General features: G+C 60.1%; 18 protein-coding genes. 17 read left to right on the plus strand and 1 reads right to left on the minus strand.

Going from position 1 to position 15,435, the window contains the following annotated elements; translation table 11 throughout:
* The first annotated feature begins 119 nt into the window (after positions 1-119).
* Entirely contained in the window at positions 120-668 is a 549-nt protein-coding gene (locus tag CKW25_RS13520; RefSeq protein ID WP_095079924.1) for a glycine zipper 2TM domain-containing protein, read from the plus strand.
* 394 nt (positions 669-1,062) lie between these two features.
* On the opposite strand, the gene suhB is transcribed toward CKW25_RS13520, so the two are convergent.
* Positions 1,063-1,881, minus strand: a complete 819-nt coding sequence (gene suhB, locus CKW25_RS13525) for an inositol-phosphate phosphatase (RefSeq protein WP_095079926.1) — start codon at positions 1,879-1,881, stop codon at positions 1,063-1,065.
* Positions 1,882-2,183: 302 nt separating this feature from the next.
* Here suhB and trmJ point away from each other — a divergent pair, with 302 nt between their 5' ends.
* From trmJ to hisS, 16 genes are all read left to right on the plus strand, one after another.
* Positions 2,184-2,954, plus strand: a complete 771-nt coding sequence (gene trmJ / locus CKW25_RS13530; protein ID WP_095079928.1) for a tRNA (cytosine(32)/uridine(32)-2'-O)-methyltransferase TrmJ — start codon at positions 2,184-2,186, stop codon at positions 2,952-2,954.
* Between the two features lie 2 nt (positions 2,955-2,956).
* Entirely contained in the window at positions 2,957-3,733 is a 777-nt protein-coding gene (gene cysE, locus CKW25_RS13535; RefSeq protein WP_095079929.1) for a serine O-acetyltransferase, read from the plus strand.
* Between the two features lie 183 nt (positions 3,734-3,916).
* Positions 3,917-4,408 (plus strand): Fe-S cluster assembly transcriptional regulator IscR, encoded by a 492-nt coding sequence (gene iscR, locus CKW25_RS13540; protein ID WP_095079931.1) that lies wholly within the window; start codon positions 3,917-3,919, stop codon positions 4,406-4,408.
* A gap of 50 nt (positions 4,409-4,458) precedes the next feature.
* Positions 4,459-5,673: an IscS subfamily cysteine desulfurase gene (locus tag CKW25_RS13545; protein WP_095079933.1), complete on the plus strand. Its 1,215-nt coding sequence runs from the start codon at positions 4,459-4,461 to the stop codon at positions 5,671-5,673.
* Between the two features lie 95 nt (positions 5,674-5,768).
* On the plus strand, positions 5,769-6,155 hold the full coding sequence (gene iscU, locus CKW25_RS13550; RefSeq protein WP_028620148.1) for a Fe-S cluster assembly scaffold IscU: 387 nt from the start codon (positions 5,769-5,771) through the stop codon (positions 6,153-6,155).
* A 34-nt stretch (positions 6,156-6,189) separates the two neighbouring features.
* Positions 6,190-6,513, plus strand: a complete 324-nt coding sequence (gene iscA / locus CKW25_RS13555; RefSeq protein WP_095079935.1) for an iron-sulfur cluster assembly protein IscA — start codon at positions 6,190-6,192, stop codon at positions 6,511-6,513.
* 8 nt (positions 6,514-6,521) lie between these two features.
* Positions 6,522-7,043, plus strand: a complete 522-nt coding sequence (hscB, locus tag CKW25_RS13560) for a co-chaperone HscB (protein ID WP_095079937.1) — start codon at positions 6,522-6,524, stop codon at positions 7,041-7,043.
* Between the two features lie 51 nt (positions 7,044-7,094).
* Positions 7,095-8,957: a Fe-S protein assembly chaperone HscA gene (gene hscA / locus CKW25_RS13565; RefSeq protein WP_095079939.1), complete on the plus strand. Its 1,863-nt coding sequence runs from the start codon at positions 7,095-7,097 to the stop codon at positions 8,955-8,957.
* 2 nt (positions 8,958-8,959) lie between these two features.
* Complete coding sequence (gene fdx / locus CKW25_RS13570) at positions 8,960-9,301, plus strand: ISC system 2Fe-2S type ferredoxin (RefSeq protein ID WP_095079940.1); 342 nt, start codon at positions 8,960-8,962, stop codon at positions 9,299-9,301.
* Between the two features lie 14 nt (positions 9,302-9,315).
* The gene (gene iscX / locus CKW25_RS13575; RefSeq protein ID WP_095079942.1) at positions 9,316-9,516 is read left to right on the plus strand and encodes a Fe-S cluster assembly protein IscX; all 201 of its coding nucleotides are present in this window, start codon (positions 9,316-9,318) and stop codon (positions 9,514-9,516) included.
* A 90-nt stretch (positions 9,517-9,606) separates the two neighbouring features.
* Positions 9,607-10,032 carry a nucleoside-diphosphate kinase gene (ndk, locus tag CKW25_RS13580; protein WP_007916882.1) on the plus strand — a complete coding sequence of 142 codons (426 nt, stop codon included), beginning with the start codon at positions 9,607-9,609 and terminating at the stop codon, positions 10,030-10,032.
* A 28-nt stretch (positions 10,033-10,060) separates the two neighbouring features.
* Positions 10,061-11,209, plus strand: coding sequence for a 23S rRNA (adenine(2503)-C(2))-methyltransferase RlmN (rlmN, locus tag CKW25_RS13585; protein ID WP_095079944.1), 1,149 nt, complete (start codon positions 10,061-10,063; stop codon positions 11,207-11,209).
* A gap of 12 nt (positions 11,210-11,221) precedes the next feature.
* Positions 11,222-11,980, plus strand: a complete 759-nt coding sequence (pilW, locus tag CKW25_RS13590) for a type IV pilus biogenesis/stability protein PilW (protein ID WP_095079946.1) — start codon at positions 11,222-11,224, stop codon at positions 11,978-11,980.
* On the plus strand, positions 11,980-13,002 hold the full coding sequence (locus CKW25_RS13595) for a RodZ family helix-turn-helix domain-containing protein (protein ID WP_095079949.1): 1,023 nt from the start codon (positions 11,980-11,982) through the stop codon (positions 13,000-13,002). Before pilW ends, CKW25_RS13595 begins: the two co-directional genes overlap by 1 nt.
* A 3-nt stretch (positions 13,003-13,005) precedes the next feature.
* A complete protein-coding gene (gene ispG / locus CKW25_RS13600; RefSeq protein WP_095079951.1) occupies positions 13,006-14,115 on the plus strand; it encodes a flavodoxin-dependent (E)-4-hydroxy-3-methylbut-2-enyl-diphosphate synthase in 1,110 nt (369 codons plus the stop codon).
* Between the two features lie 22 nt (positions 14,116-14,137).
* Positions 14,138-15,427, plus strand: coding sequence for a histidine--tRNA ligase (gene hisS / locus CKW25_RS13605; RefSeq protein WP_095079953.1), 1,290 nt, complete (start codon positions 14,138-14,140; stop codon positions 15,425-15,427).
* Positions 15,428-15,435: the final 8 nt, after the last annotated feature.

Below are 15,435 nucleotides of genomic sequence, written 5' to 3' on the forward strand. Positions count from 1 at the left end.
GGCGTCATTCCTTCTGGTAATATCTGAAAAGGCGCGAGTATTGAACTCGCGCCTTTTTTTGTGTTCCAAGGCTGGGAGAAGCGCGGGTTTATCCCGCATGTGATGGTCAGGAGGTTCATGTGAACAAGTCGATGCTGGTGGGTGCGGTGCTAGGTGCTGTCGCTGTCACCGCGGGGGGGGCTGTTGCCACCTATAAGCTGGTAAAAAGCGGCCCTGAGTACGCTCAGGTATTGGCGGTCGAGCCGGTCAAACAACAGATCAAGACACCACGTGAAGTCTGCAAGGATGTCGCCGTTACCCGGCAAGCGCCGGTAAAAGATCAACACCAGATCGCCGGTACCGTGCTGGGTGCGGTGGCGGGTGGTCTGCTGGGCAACCAGATCGGCGGCGGTAGCGGTAAGAAGATCGCCACGGTCGCGGGTGCGGTGGGCGGCGGTTACGCCGGCAACAAGGTGCAGGAAGGCATGCAGGAGCGTGATACCTACACCACCACGCAAACCCGTTGCAATACGGTCAATGACATCAGCGAGAAGGTCGTAGGCTACGACGTGCGTTATTCGCTGGCCGGCAAGGAAGGCAAGGTGCGCATGGATCGTGATCCGGGCAACCAGATTCCGGTCGACAAGGAAGGTCAGCTGATCCTGGGGCAGAACGAACCGGCTCAGTGATCCGCTGAACTCAAGTTCAACAAGAAGCACCCTGCGGGGTGCTTTTTTGTGCGCGGATTCAGGTGTTGTGCCGCTTTTGGTGTCTTTTGGATTAAATCTGGGTGTGCTGCCTGTAGGAGCGAGCGTGCTCGCGATGAATTCAAGAGTCGCGTTTAATCAGAAAGCACGCGCTATCGTTGACGACCATCGCGAGCGTGCTCGCTCCTACAGTGGAGGGTAAATCGCAGGCATAAAAAAGCACCCCGAAGGGTAATGCCGATCAGTTAAGCCAAAGACCAGCCGAACATAGTACCCGTGGCGAGGGAGCAAGCTCCCTCGCCACGGGTTTCGTGTTCGGCTTTATTTCTCTTAACTGACTAGCATTACCCCGAAGGGTGCTTTCTGTGCCAATCGCTTAGCGTTTCAGCGAGGCTGGCAGGTGCGGCTGGATGGCCGTCAGGACTGCCTTGAAGCATTTGGTGTTGCCGGCAACGATGTGGCCTTTTTCAAGGAAATCGTGACCGCCGGTGAAATCGCTCACCAGGCCGCCTGCTTCCTGGATCAGCAGGGCGCCTGCTGCCATGTCCCACTCGGACAGGCCCGACTCCCAGAAGGCGTCGAAGCGGCCAGCGGCCACGTAGGCCAGGTCCAGGCTTGCTGCGCCAGCGCGACGGATGCCGGCGGTCTGGCCAACCAGGCTGCGGAACATGCCCAGGTAGTTGTCGAGGTTGTCCATCTGGTCGTCGCGGAACGGGAAGCCCGTGCCCAGCAGGGCGCCGTCAAGGCTGGTGCGGCCGCTGACGCGCATGCGACGGCCGTTGAGTTGGGCGCCACGACCACGGCTGGCAGTGAATTCTTCCTGGCGAACCGGGTCCAGGACCACGGCGTGTTCCAGGCGACCACGGTATTTGCAGGCAATGCTCACGGCGAAGTGCGGAATGCCGCGCAGGAAGTTGGTGGTACCGTCCAGGGGGTCGATGATCCACAGGTATTCTTCGCCTTCGATACCGGTGCCGGCGTGCATGCCGGTCTCTTCGCCCAGGATCGAGTGGTTCGGGTAGGCCTTGCGCAGGGCATCGACGATTTTCTGTTCGGCCGCGCGATCAACTTCGGACACGTAGTCCTTGGCGTCTTTTTCGTCGACCTTGATGGTATCCAGGCGCTCGATGGAGCGGAAAATCAATTCACTGGCGCTGCGGGCGGCGCGCAGCGCGATATTCAGCATGGGCTGCATGGATGTGTCACCTAAGGTTGTTAAAGAAAGCCGAGCATTCTAGCAGAAAGTTTCTACAGATGAACGACGACGTTCGCTTTCGTGACCTAACTTTGCATCCGGCCCTTTAAAGGCGCGGGCTTTTTGACGAGCGGTCAATGGGCCCGGGCGGGGCGTCGTGGCGATTCATGGTGGGCGACGGGCGCGCGTCGGTGCCGCATGGCGACAGTGAGTGGGGTCGGGCCAGGCAGTAATATTTGAGGCAGGATGCCTGGATGAACTGTAAGATTTGCCGCCAAATCCCCTGTCAGAGAGCGCCTCCCTTGCTGCAGAACATTCGTGTCGTCCTGGTCAATACCAGCCATCCGGGCAATATCGGCGGGGCTGCGCGTGCCATGAAGAACATGGGGCTGTCGCGGCTGGTGCTGGTCGAACCGCGGATTTTTCCGCACCACGAAGCCGATGCGCGGGCCTCCGGTGCCGGTGACATTCTGGAAAATGCCCAGGTTGTCGCCACCCTGGAAGATGCCCTGGTGGGCTGCAACCTGGTGCTGGGCACCAGTGCTCGGGATCGTCGCATTCCCTGGCCGTTGCTCGATCCGCGTGAGTGCGGCAGCAAAGTGGTTGAAGAAGCCGGGCAGGGCGCCGAGATCGCTCTGGTGTTCGGTCGTGAAGATTCCGGCCTGACCAATGAAGAGCTGCAGCGATGTCATTTCCATGTGCACATCCCTTCGGATCCTGAGTTCAGCTCGCTGAATCTCGGGGCGGCGGTGCAGGTGCTCAGCTATGAAGTGCGCATGTCCTGGCTGGCGGCACAAGGCCAGCCGAGCAAGGTCGAGAAAGATGAAGTGGCGTCCATCAAAAGCGGTGAGTTGGCGACCATGGATGAGCTGGAGCGATTCTATGAGCACCTGGAGCAGACCCTGGTGGCCATTGAGTTTCTCGATCCGGAAAAACCACGGCACTTGATGGCGCGCCTGCGTCGGTTGTACGGTCGAAGCTCGGTAAGCCGGGCGGAAATGAATATTTTGCGTGGCATCCTCACGGAAACCCAGAAAGCGGCCCGTGGCGAGCTCCTTAAACGGAAGGATTAATGATGTTCGAGCGTTTGCGTGAAGATATCCAGAGCGTTTTCCATCGCGACCCGGCGGCACGTAATGCGTTTGAGGTGCTGACCTGCTACCCGGGCATGCACGCCATCTGGATTCATCGCCTGTCGTCGGCGTTGTGGGGCATGGGCTGGAAATGGCTGGCGCGACTGGTGTCGAACTTCGGTCGCTGGCTGACCGGGATCGAGATTCATCCGGGCGCCAAGGTCGGCCGGCGCTTCTTTATCGACCACGGCATGGGCATCGTCATCGGCGAAACCGCTGAGATCGGCAATGACGTCACCCTGTATCAGGGCGTGACCCTGGGCGGCACCAGCTGGAACAAAGGCAAGCGCCACCCTACGCTGGAAGATGGCGTAGTGGTGGGGGCGGGCGCCAAGGTGTTGGGGCCGTTCACGGTGGGCGCGGGCGCCAAGGTCGGCTCCAATGCCGTCGTGACCAAGGCGGTGCCAGCGGGGGCGACGGTGGTCGGGATTCCCGGGCGGATCATCGTCAAGTCTGACGACGAGCAGGAAGCCAAGCGCAAGGCCATGGCCGAGAAGCTCGGGTTCGACGCCTATGGCGTCAGCGAAGACATGCCGGACCCGGTGGCGCGTGCCATCGGTCAGTTGCTGGATCACCTGCAGGCGGTGGACGGTCGGCTGGAGGATATGTGCGGTGCGTTGAAGGACCTGGGTAGCCCGTACTGTGCCAAGGATTTGCCTGAACTGCGCGAGGAAGACTTCGCCTGCGTGAAGGGCAAGGATGAAAGCCAGGCGAGCTGATGGCGTGGTTTGTGTCGCGGCTCAGTGGTGCGCCTCGCGGGTGTGCCATTAAGCTGCAGACTTTGCTATAGTGCGCGCGCTCTTTTACGGGTAAACCTGACTAAAGTACTAGGTCTTATAGTTGACTTAAATACTCGGGAATTGCATACTCGTCCCCATCCCGAAACTCCGTGGTAATTGTCCATGCGACTGACTACAAAAGGCCGATACGCTGTCACCGCCATGCTTGACCTGGCGTTGCACGCGCAGCATGGGCCGGTGTCCCTGGCTGATATCTCCGAGCGCCAAGGCATTTCCCTGTCCTACCTCGAACAGCTTTTTGCCAAACTGCGCCGCAGCAACCTGGTGTCCAGTGTTCGCGGTCCAGGCGGCGGCTACCAGCTGTCGCGTGAGATGCAGGGGATCCAGGTGGCTCAGGTCATTGATGCGGTGAACGAATCGGTCGATGCAACCAAATGCCAGGGGCTGGGTGATTGCCATGGTGGCGACACCTGTCTGACCCACCACTTGTGGTGTGATCTGAGCCTGCAAATCCACGAATTTCTCAGCGGTATCAGCTTGGCTGATCTTGTCACTCGCCGTGAGGTACAAGAAGTAGCCCAGCGTCAGGACCAGCGTCGTTGCAACAGCAAGACGCCGCGTCTGGACAAGATTGAAGCGTCCGCCGTCGAATGACAGCCCAAGAGCTAGCGGCACGCCAGCCAGCCTGATTTAGGAGATAGTCCATGAAATTGCCGATTTACCTTGATTACTCTGCGACCACCCCGGTTGATCCGCGTGTCGCGCAAAAAATGAGTGAATGCCTGCTGGTCGACGGAAACTTCGGTAACCCGGCGTCCCGTTCCCACGTGTTCGGCTGGAAGGCCGAAGAATCGGTCGAAAACGCTCGCCGCCAGGTCGCTGACCTGGTCAACGCCGACCCGCGTGAAATCGTCTGGACCTCCGGTGCCACCGAGTCCGACAACCTGGCAATCAAGGGTGTCGCGCATTTCTACGGCAGCAAGGGCAAGCACCTGGTCACCACCAAGATCGAGCACAAGGCGGTCCTGGATACCATGCGCCAGTTGGAGCGTGAAGGTTTCGAGGTGACTTACCTTGACCCGCGTGAAGATGGCCTGGTGACGCCCGAGATGATCGAAGCCGCACTGCGCGATGACACTATTCTGGTGTCGGTGATGCACGTGAACAACGAAATCGGCACCGTCAACGACATCGCGGCCATCGGCGAACTGACCCGTTCCAAGGGTATTCTGTTCCACGTCGACGCCGCGCAGTCCACCGGCAAGGTCGACATCGACCTGCAAAAGCTGAAGGTCGACCTGATGTCGTTCTCGGCGCACAAGACCTACGGTCCAAAAGGCATCGGCGCGTTGTACGTGAGTCGCAAGCCACGTGTTCGCCTGGAAGCGACCATGCACGGCGGCGGTCACGAGCGCGGCATGCGCTCCGGCACCCTGGCGACCCACCAGATCGTTGGCATGGGTGAAGCATTCCGTGTAGCCAAGGAAGACATGGCTGCCGAAAACGTTCGCATCAAAGCCTTGAGCGACCGTTTCTTCAAGCAGGTCGAAGACCTCGAAGAGCTGTACGTCAACGGCAGCATGACCGCCCGTGTACCGCACAACCTGAACCTGAGCTTCAACTACGTCGAAGGCGAGTCGCTGATCATGGCGCTCAAGGATCTGGCGGTGTCGTCCGGTTCGGCCTGCACCTCGGCGTCCCTCGAGCCTTCGTACGTACTGCGCGCCCTGGGCCGTAACGACGAACTGGCACACAGCTCGATCCGCTTCACCTTCGGCCGCTTCACCACCGAAGAAGAAATCGATTACGCCGCGCAGAAAGTCTGCGAGGCCGTCACCAAGCTGCGCGCCCTGTCGCCGCTGTGGGACATGTACAAAGACGGCGTCGACATTTCGAAGATCGAGTGGGCGGCACACTGATATATAAGTCGCCGCACATGGGTCCTGTCACGCGCAGTGAAATGCAGGCGTGCAGGGCCCGAAGAGCGACTCTCTGATGAGTGAGGATAAGTACCATGGCTTACAGCGAAAAGGTCATCGACCACTACGAAAACCCGCGCAACGTCGGCAAGATGGACGCGGAAGATCCTGATGTCGGCACCGGCATGGTCGGCGCTCCGGCGTGCGGCGACGTGATGCGCCTGCAGATCAAGGTCAACGAAGCCGGTATCATCGAAGATGCCAAGTTCAAGACCTATGGCTGCGGTTCCGCCATCGCTTCCAGCTCCCTGGCCACCGAGTGGATGAAGGGCAAGACGCTGGACGAGGCAGAAACCATCAAGAACACTCAGCTGGCTGAAGAACTGGCCCTGCCGCCAGTGAAAATCCACTGCTCGGTTCTCGCTGAAGACGCCATCAAGGCTGCTGTTCGCGATTACAAGCAGAAGAAAGGCTTGATCTGACTTTCAAGATTTGGCGACGAGTAAGGAGTCACCGATGGCTATCAGCATGACAGAAGCGGCTGCTCAACACGTGCGACGCTCCCTCGACGGGCGCGGCAAGGGTGATGGGATTCGCCTGGGTGTTCGCACCACGGGCTGTTCCGGCCTTGCCTACGTGCTGGAGTTTGTCGATGAGGTTGGCGAGGACGATCAGGTATTCGAAAGTCACGGCGAGAAAGTGATCATCGATCCGAAAAGCCTGGCGTACCTTGACGGCACCGAGCTCGATTTCGTCAAGGAAGGGTTGAACGAAGGCTTCAAGTTCAACAATCCCAACGTGCGCGGTGAATGTGGCTGCGGCGAAAGCTTCAACATCTGAGGCTGCTCGTGGGTACTCCTTGTCATTTCGCTTTGTTTGAGCTGCAACCGAGCTTCAACCTGGACCTCGACCAGCTGGCTACGCGCTATCGTGAGTTGGCGCGTGGCGTCCATCCAGACCGCTTTGCCGACGCTTCCGAGCGTGAGCAGCGGCTGGCGCTAGAGAAATCCGCGAGCCTCAACGAGGCCTACCAGACGCTCAAGAGTCCGCCCAAGCGCGCGCGTTACTTGCTCGCCTTGAATGGTGGCGAGCTACCGCTGGAGGTCACGGTGCATGATCCAGAGTTTCTTCTGCAACAGATGGAGTTGCGTGAAGAGCTCGAAGACCTGCAGGACAGTGCTGACCTGAATGGCGTTGCCGCGTTCAAGCGCCGCCTGAAAGTCGCCCAGGATGAACTGAACCAAAGCTTCGCAGCTTGCTGGAACGATGCCGTGCAACGTGAACGGGCCGAACGCCTGATGCGGCGCATGCAGTTCCTGGACAAGCTCACTTACGAAGTGCGCCAGTTAGAAGAGCGCCTCGACGATTAACCCAGTGCCGCCAAGGTTGCACGCCTGATATACAGATAAGTCCTGATTACGATGGCCCTACTGCAGATCGCCGAACCCGGCCAAAGTCCTCAACCGCACCAGCGTCGCCTGGCTGTGGGGATTGACTTGGGCACTACCAATTCGCTGGTCGCTGCGTTGCGCAGTGGTCTTTCCGAACCTCTGGCCGACGCTGCCGGGCAGGTCATCCTGCCGTCGGCGGTGCGCTATCACGCCGACCGTGTCGAGGTGGGCGAGTCCGCCAGGCTGGCGGCCGCTGCCGATCCGTTGAACACGGTGTTGTCGGTCAAGCGCTTGATGGGTCGTGGTCTGTCCGACGTCAAGCAGCTGGGCGAGCAACTGCCGTATCGTTTCGTCGACGGCGAGTCGCACATGCCGTTCATCGACACCGTGCAGGGGCCGAAAAGCCCGGTCGAAGTCTCCGCCGACATCCTCAAGGTGCTGCGTCAGCGCGCCGAGGCGACCTTGGGTGGCGAGCTGGTCGGTGCGGTGATCACCGTTCCGGCCTACTTCGATGATGCCCAGCGCCAGGCCACCAAGGACGCGGCCAAGCTGGCCGGTCTGAACGTGCTGCGCTTGCTCAACGAGCCGACCGCGGCAGCGGTGGCCTATGGTCTGGACCAGCAGGCCGAAGGCCTGGTCGCTATTTATGACTTGGGTGGCGGCACCTTCGATATTTCGATTCTGCGCCTGACCGGTGGTGTGTTCGAGGTGTTGGCTACCGGTGGCGACAGCGCCCTGGGTGGCGATGACTTCGATCACGCGATTGCCGGCTGGATCATCGAGCGCGCCGGTCTGTCCGCCGATCTTGATCCGGGCACGCAACGCCACCTGCTGCAAACCGCTTGCGCGGCCAAGGAAGCCCTGACGGACGCCGCGGTGGTCGAAGTCGCTTACGGTGACTGGAAAGCCGAACTGACCCGTGAAGCCTTCGATGCGCTGATCGAGCCCATGGTCGCCCGCAGCCTCAAGGCTTGCCGCCGTGCCGTTCGCGACTCCGGTATCGAGTTGGATGATGTGCATGCGGTGGTGATGGTGGGCGGTTCGACCCGCGTTCCCCGTGTGCGCCAGGCCGTGGCCGAGGCGTTCGGTCGTCAGCCGTTGACCGAAATCGACCCGGATCAAGTGGTGGCCATCGGTGCCGCGATCCAGGCGGATACCCTGGCGGGCAACAAACGCGATGGTGGCGAACTGCTTCTGCTTGACGTGATTCCGTTGTCCCTTGGGCTGGAAACCATGGGCGGCCTGATGGAGAAGGTGATTCCACGCAACACCACCATTCCGGTCGCGCGGGCCCAGGACTTCACGACCTACAAAGATGGCCAGTCGGCCATGATGATTCATGTGCTGCAGGGCGAGCGCGAGCTGATCAGCGATTGCCGCTCGCTGGCGCGCTTCGAGTTGCGCGGTATTCCGGCCATGGTCGCGGGTGGGGCGAAGATTCGCGTGACCTTCCAGGTCGACGCCGATGGCCTGCTCAGCGTTTCGGCTCGTGAGCTGGGTTCGGGTGTCGAGGCGAGCATTCAGGTCAAGCCGTCCTACGGCCTGACCGACGGCGAAATCGCCCGCATGCTCAAGGATTCGTTCCAGCACGCCAATGACGACAAGGTTGCCCGTGTGCTGCGTGAGCAGCAAGTCGATGCCCAGCGCTTGATCGAAGCGGTGCAGGGCGCCCTCGATGCGGACGGTGATCGTCTGCTCGACGCCGAAGAGCGCATGGTCATCGAACTGCAGATGCAAGAACTGGCCGAGTTGATGAAAGGTACCGATGGTTACGCCATCGAGCAGCAGACCAAGCGTCTGTCGCAAGTGACCGATGCTTTTGCTGCCCGCCGCCTGGACTCGACGGTGAAAGCCGCTCTGGCGGGGCGCAACCTGAATGAGATTGAGGAATAACGATGCCGCAGGTCATTTTTCTGCCACACGAAAAGTTTTGCCCGGACGGCATGGTTGTGGAGGCTGAGACCGGCGTGTCCATCCTCGAACTGGCTCATGAGCACCATATCGAGATGGAAAGTGCCTGTGGCGGCGTCTGCGCCTGCACCACCTGCCACTGCCTGATTCGCGAAGGCTTCGACTCGCTGGAAGAGGCTGACGAGCTGGAAGAAGACTATCTTGATAAGGCCTGGGGGCTGGAAGCCGTATCGCGCCTGGCCTGTCAGGCCAAGGTCGGGACGGAAGACCTGACCGTCGAGATTCCGAAGTACTCGCTCAACCACGCCGCCGAAGCGCCGCATTGATTCAAGGAATTGTCATGAGTCTTAAATGGGTTGATGTGCTGGAAATCGCGATCCAGTTGGCTGAATCCAAGCCGGATGTGGATCCGCATTACGTGAACTTCGTCGATCTGCATCAATGGGTGCTGGCATTGCCGGAGTTCAGTGATGACCCCACCCGCGGTGGCGAGAAGGTGCTTGAAGCGATTCAAGCGGCCTGGATCGAAGAAGCCGACTGAACGCACTGTACGCCGTTAGGCAATACCAAAGAACCCGCGTATAATTCGCGGGTTTAATTTTTCGCAAATTACCGTTTCTGGAGTTACACCATGGCTGTTCAACGTACTTTCTCCATCATCAAGCCTGACGCTGTTGCAAAAAACGTTATCGGCGAGATCACCACTCGTTTCGAAAAAGCTGGCCTGCGCGTTGTAGCTTCGAAACTCAAGCAACTGTCCAAGGCTGAAGCTGAAGGCTTCTACGCTGAACACAGCGCTCGTGGTTTCTTCGGCGACCTGGTTGCTTTCATGATCTCCGGCCCGGTTGTTGTCCAGGTTCTGGAAGGCGAAAACGCTATCGCTCTGAACCGTGAGCTGATGGGCGCTACCAACCCTAAAGAAGCAGCTGCCGGCACCATCCGTGCTGACTTCGCTGATTCCATCGACGCCAACGCTGTACACGGTTCGGACTCCGAAGCCGCTGCTGCTCGCGAAATCTCGTACTTCTTCGCAGCTACTGAAGTAACCACTCGCTAAGCATTGGCTTAAGAGTGAAGGTGAATCCATGACTACATCGACTGTTAAAACTAACCTGCTGGGTCTGACTCAGCTGGAAATGGAAAAATTCTTCGACTCAATCGGGGAGAAGCGTTTCCGTGCCGGTCAGGTAATGAAATGGATTCACCACCTTGGCGTCGATGATTTCGACGCCATGACGAACGTCAGCAAGGCCTTGCGCGACAAGCTCAAGGCTATTGCCGAGGTTCGCGGTCCTGAAGTTGTCAGCGAGGACATCTCCACCGACGGCACCCGCAAGTGGGTGGTTCGTGTGGCGTCCGGCAGCTGCGTCGAGACCGTGTACATTCCCCAGGGCAAACGCGGCACCTTGTGCGTTTCGTCCCAGGCAGGCTGTGCCCTGGATTGCAGTTTCTGCTCCACCGGCAAGCAAGGCTTCAACAGCAACCTCACCGCCGCCGAAGTCATCGGCCAGGTGTGGATTGCCAATAAATCGTTCGGCAGCATCCCGGCAACCGCCGACCGTGCCATCACCAACGTGGTGATGATGGGCATGGGTGAGCCGCTGCTGAACTTCGACAACGTCGTGGCCGCCATGCATCTGATGATGGATGACCTGGGCTACGGGATCTCCAAGCGCCGCGTGACCCTGTCTACTTCAGGCGTGGTGCCGATGATCGATGAGCTGTCCAAGCACATCGACGTCTCCCTGGCGTTGTCCCTGCACGCACCCAATGACGCATTGCGTAACCAATTGGTGCCGATCAACAAGAAGTATCCGCTTAAGATGCTCCTCGAGTCGTGCCAGCGCTACATGTCGTCCCTGGGCGAAAAGCGCGTGCTGACCATCGAGTACACCTTGCTCAAGGACATCAACGACAAGGTCGAGCATGCGGTTGAAATGATCGAGTTGCTCAAGAACATCCCGTGCAAGATCAACCTGATCCCGTTCAACCCGTTCCCGCACTCCGGTTACGAGCGCCCGAGCAACAACGCCATCCGGCGTTTCCAGGATCAACTGCATCACGCGGGCTTCAACGTCACCGTGCGTACCACGCGCGGCGAAGACATCGATGCGGCCTGTGGTCAATTGGTAGGGCAGGTGCTGGATCGCACCCGTCGTAGCGAACGTTATATTGCCGTGCGTGAGTTGAGCGCCGACAGCGATATCGCGCAAGACGCTGCGAATCGTACCTAAGAGAGGATCTCCATGTCCCTGCGCGTTGCGCTGCTCTTGCTGTTTGCCAGCCTGTCGGCTGGCTGTGTTTTGTCGGGTGACTTCGACCCGATGAAAACCAGCAAGGGCCGTGACGAGGCGCGCGTTGCCTACGTGCAATTGGGCATGGGGTATCTGCAGCAGGGCATGACCGAGCAGGCCAAGGTACCCCTCAAGAAGGCCCTGGAACTCGATGGCTCGGACGCCGAGGCCAATGCGGCCCTGGGCCTGGTGTTTCAGGCCGAAATGGAACCTGAACTGGCTGACCAGCATTTTCGCAAGGCCCTGGCAGCCCGTCCTGATGATGCGCGTATCCTGAACAACTACGGCAGCTTTCTCTTTGAAGAGAAACGTTACAAGGAAGCTTACGAGCGCTTTGAACAAGCCGCCGCCGATAGCCTTTACCCTGGACGTTCGCGGGTGTTCGAGAACCTGGGCATGACCGCCGCGATGCTGGGGCAGCGCGACCTGGCCCGGCAACAGCTGGAAAAAGCCCTGCGCCTGAATCGTCAACAACCCCGTGCGTTGCTGGAAATGGCTGAGTTGTCCTTCGAAGACAGGCATTATGTGCCGTCGCGTGACTATTACGACCGTTTTAGCCTGCTTGCCGAGCAAAATGCACGTAGTCTATGGCTCGGCGTTCGGCTGGCCGACGTGTTCGACGATCGTGACAAGGCCGCCAGTCTAGGCCTGCAATTAAAACGACTCTATCCCGGTACACCGGAATATCAGCAATACCTGTCGGAGCAATGATGAAAGCGGCGCATCCCGAAGTTGTAGCAGCGACTCGCGTAAACCCTGGCCAGACCCTGCGTCAGGGGCGTGAAGGCAATGGTTGGTCGCTGAGCGAAGTGGCTCTGAAGCTCAATCTCACCGTGATTTCCCTGAGCAATCTGGAAGCCGGCGCGTTCGACAAGCTGCCAGGGCACACCTTTGCCCGCGGCTATATCCGCGCTTACGCCAAACTGCTCGACCTGGACCAGGCGATCCTGGTTCAACAATTCGACCAGCACACCGGCACCGATGCCAAAGGCAGTAACGTACACAGCCTGGGTCGCATCGAAGAGCCAAGCCGCGTTTCCCACACCATTTTGCGCATTGTCAGCCTGTTGTTGCTGATCGCCGTCGTGGGTGGCGGTTTTGTCTGGTGGCAGGATCAAACCTCGCTGCGCACCAAGGACTTGATCGGCTTGAACCCGGAACATGTCGAAGTCGAAGGCGCCGATGGCACCACGCAGATCCATCCGCTCGACGAGCCGGAAGATCAGGCGGTGGCACAAGCCCAGACCGAAAGCACCACGCCGCTGGAGTTGCCTGAGGCCGCAGCGACTGACGAAGTCCAGGCAAACACCCAGGTACCGGCCCAGGTAGCCCCGGTCGTGACGCCGGCTGCTCCGGTTGTCGTGGCGCCTGCGACACCAGTCGCCCGGGTCGCCACCGTTGCGCCGGCGCCTGTCGCGGCAGCCCCGGCAGCCCCGGCAGCTCCGGTAGTTCCTGCTGCCCCGACGGTAGCACCGACTGCCCCGGTGGCCGGTGCCGGCCAGGTGCGGATCCAGTTCGTGGCCGACTGCTGGGCACAAGTCACCGATGGCAACGGCAGAGTGCTGTTGAGCGGTCTCAAGCGTAAAGGCGAGGCCGTCGACCTCAGCGGCAAGCCACCCTTTGCAGTACGCCTGGGCTTCGCCCGTGGCGCGCAGATCAGCTACAACGGGCAAGCGGTCGATGTAGCTCCGTTCACCAGTGGCGAGACTGCTCGCCTGAAGTTGGGTCAATAAGTCATGCACGGCGAATCTCCAATCAAACGTCGCGAATCCCGCAAGATCTGGGTCGGTTCGGTACCGGTGGGCGGTGATGCGCCTATCGCTGTGCAGAGCATGACCAACAGCGATACCAACGATGTGGCCGCCACCGTGGCCCAGATCAATCGCCTGGAAGCGGCTGGCGTCGATATCGTGCGGATTTCCGTTCCGGACATGGATGCCGCCGAAGCCTTCGGTCGCATCAAGCAGCTGGTCAAGGTGCCATTGGTTGCCGATATCCACTTCGACTACCGGATCGCCTTGCGCGTCGCTGAGCTGGGCGTCGATTGCCTGCGGATCAACCCGGGCAACATCGGTCGCGAAGACCGTGTGCGTGCGGTGGTCGATGCGGCCCGCGACCGCGGGATCCCGATCCGTATCGGGGTGAACGCCGGCTCCCTGGAAAAAGACCTGCAAAAGAAATATGGCGAGCCAACCCCTGCCGCGCTGGTGGAGTCGGCCTTGCGTCACGTCGAGCACCTTGAACGCCTGAATTTCCAGGACTTCAAGGTCAGCGTGAAGGCCTCCGACGTGTTCATGGCCGTTGAAGCCTACCGTCTGCTGGCCAAGGAAATCGTGCAGCCACTGCACCTGGGTATCACCGAAGCCGGCGGTTTGCGTTCAGGCACAGTGAAATCCGCCGTGGGCCTCGGTATGCTGCTCGCCGAAGGGATTGGCGATACTATTCGCATCTCGTTGGCAGCCGACCCGGTCGAGGAAGTGAAAGTCGGCTACGACATTCTCAAATCCCTGCACCTGCGTTCCCGTGGTATCAACTTCATCGCCTGCCCGAGCTGCTCGCGGCAGAACTTCGATGTGGTCAAGACCATGAACGAGCTGGAAGGGCGCCTCGAGGATCTGCTGGTGCCGCTGGATGTGGCGGTCATCGGTTGCGTGGTCAACGGTCCTGGCGAAGCCAAAGAGGCCCATATTGGCCTGACCGGCGGCACCCCGAACCTGATTTACATCGACGGCAAGCCGTCGCGGAAACTGACGAATGACAATCTGGTGGATGAGCTGGAACGGCTGATCCGCGAGAAAGCGGCCGAAAAGGTCGAAGCCGACGCAGCGGTCATCGCTCGCGGCTGATCGAACGAATTAAGGAATTTTTGTGAGCAAGTCTCTGCAAGCCATTCGTGGCATGAACGACATCCTGCCCGAACAGACCCCGCTGTGGCGTCATTTCGAAGGCACCGTCTCGCGTCTGCTGGATAACTACGGTTACAAGCAGATCCGCATGCCGATCGTCGAGTTCACCGAACTGTTCAAGCGCTCCATCGGTGAAGTGACCGACATCGTCGAAAAAGAGATGTACACCTTCGAGGACCGCAACGGCGACTCGCTGACCCTGCGCCCCGAAGGCACGGCGGCCTGCGTGCGCGCGGTGCTGGAGCATGGCATCACGGGTGGTGGCCAGGTGCAGAAGCTCTGGTACATCGGCCCGATGTTCCGCCATGAGCGTCCACAGAAAGGCCGTTATCGCCAGTTCCACCAGATCGGCGTTGAAGTCTTCAACCTCGATGGCCCGGACATCGATGCCGAGCTGATCGTGCTGACCTGGCGCCTGTGGGGCGAGCTGGGCATCCGTGACGCGGTCAAGCTCGAGCTCAACAGCCTGGGTACCAGCGAATCCCGTGGTCGTTATCGCGAGGCCCTGGTCGAGTACCTGTCGGCCCGCCTGGACCAACTGGATGAAGACAGCCAGCGCCGCCTGAAAACCAACCCGCTGCGGGTGCTCGACACCAAGAACGCCGATACCCAGGCGGTACTGGTCGATGCGCCGAAGATGGCCGACTACCTCGACGAGGAGTCGCGCGCGCACTTCGAGGGCCTCAAGGCTCGCCTGGACGCCGCCGGCATTCCTTACGTGATCAACCCGAAGCTGGTGCGCGGGCTGGATTACTACAGCAAGACCGTTTTCGAATGGGTCACCGACAAGCTGGGTGCCCAGGGCACCGTGTGCGCGGGCGGCCGTTACGACGGCCTGGTCGAGCAGATGGGCGGCAAGCCGACCACCGGCGTCGGTTTCGCCATGGGTATCGAGCGCCTGGTGCTGCTGCTGGAAACCCTGGAGCAGATCCCGCAGGAAATCTCCCGTCAGGTCGATGTCTACCTGTGCGCTTTCGGCGAAGCGGCCGAGCTGGCCGGCCTGACCTTGAGCGAGCGGGTGCGTGACCAGTTGCCCAACCTGCGCCTGCAAGTGAATGCCGGCGCCGGTAGCTTCAAGAGCCAGTTCAAGAAAGCCGACAAGAGCGGTGCACTGTACGCACTGATCCTGGGTGACGACGAAATGGCCCAGCAAGTGGTAGGTTTCAAACCCCTGCGTGGCCAGGGTGAACAACAAAGCATTGCCTGGGATGCGCTCGCCGCTCACCTGGCCACCTGCGTCGTGCAGGGTTGAAGCTGTCA

Origin of the sequence: Pseudomonas sp. Irchel s3h17, from assembly GCF_900187505.1 — a bacterium.
In the GTDB taxonomy this organism is placed as follows: Bacteria; Pseudomonadota; Gammaproteobacteria; order Pseudomonadales; family Pseudomonadaceae; genus Aquipseudomonas.

What these genes read in the sequence shown, in the direction of transcription:
- suhB (WP_095079926.1), bottom strand. Translation starts at nt 1,881, where the DNA reads ATGCAGCCCATGCTGAATATCGCGCTGCGCGCCGCCCGCAGCGCCAGT.
- cysE (WP_095079929.1), top strand. Translation starts at nt 2,957, where the DNA reads ATGTTCGAGCGTTTGCGTGAAGATATCCAGAGCGTTTTCCATCGCGAC.
- iscR (WP_095079931.1), top strand. Translation starts at nt 3,917, where the DNA reads ATGCGACTGACTACAAAAGGCCGATACGCTGTCACCGCCATGCTTGAC.
- CKW25_RS13545 (WP_095079933.1), top strand. Translation starts at nt 4,459, where the DNA reads ATGAAATTGCCGATTTACCTTGATTACTCTGCGACCACCCCGGTTGAT.
- iscU (WP_028620148.1), top strand. Translation starts at nt 5,769, where the DNA reads ATGGCTTACAGCGAAAAGGTCATCGACCACTACGAAAACCCGCGCAAC.
- iscA (WP_095079935.1), top strand. Translation starts at nt 6,190, where the DNA reads ATGGCTATCAGCATGACAGAAGCGGCTGCTCAACACGTGCGACGCTCC.
- hscA (WP_095079939.1), top strand. Translation starts at nt 7,095, where the DNA reads ATGGCCCTACTGCAGATCGCCGAACCCGGCCAAAGTCCTCAACCGCAC.
- fdx (WP_095079940.1), top strand. Translation starts at nt 8,960, where the DNA reads ATGCCGCAGGTCATTTTTCTGCCACACGAAAAGTTTTGCCCGGACGGC.
- iscX (WP_095079942.1), top strand. Translation starts at nt 9,316, where the DNA reads ATGAGTCTTAAATGGGTTGATGTGCTGGAAATCGCGATCCAGTTGGCT.
- ndk (WP_007916882.1), top strand. Translation starts at nt 9,607, where the DNA reads ATGGCTGTTCAACGTACTTTCTCCATCATCAAGCCTGACGCTGTTGCA.
- rlmN (WP_095079944.1), top strand. Translation starts at nt 10,061, where the DNA reads ATGACTACATCGACTGTTAAAACTAACCTGCTGGGTCTGACTCAGCTG.
- pilW (WP_095079946.1), top strand. Translation starts at nt 11,222, where the DNA reads ATGTCCCTGCGCGTTGCGCTGCTCTTGCTGTTTGCCAGCCTGTCGGCT.
- CKW25_RS13595 (WP_095079949.1), top strand. Translation starts at nt 11,980, where the DNA reads ATGAAAGCGGCGCATCCCGAAGTTGTAGCAGCGACTCGCGTAAACCCT.
- ispG (WP_095079951.1), top strand. Translation starts at nt 13,006, where the DNA reads ATGCACGGCGAATCTCCAATCAAACGTCGCGAATCCCGCAAGATCTGG.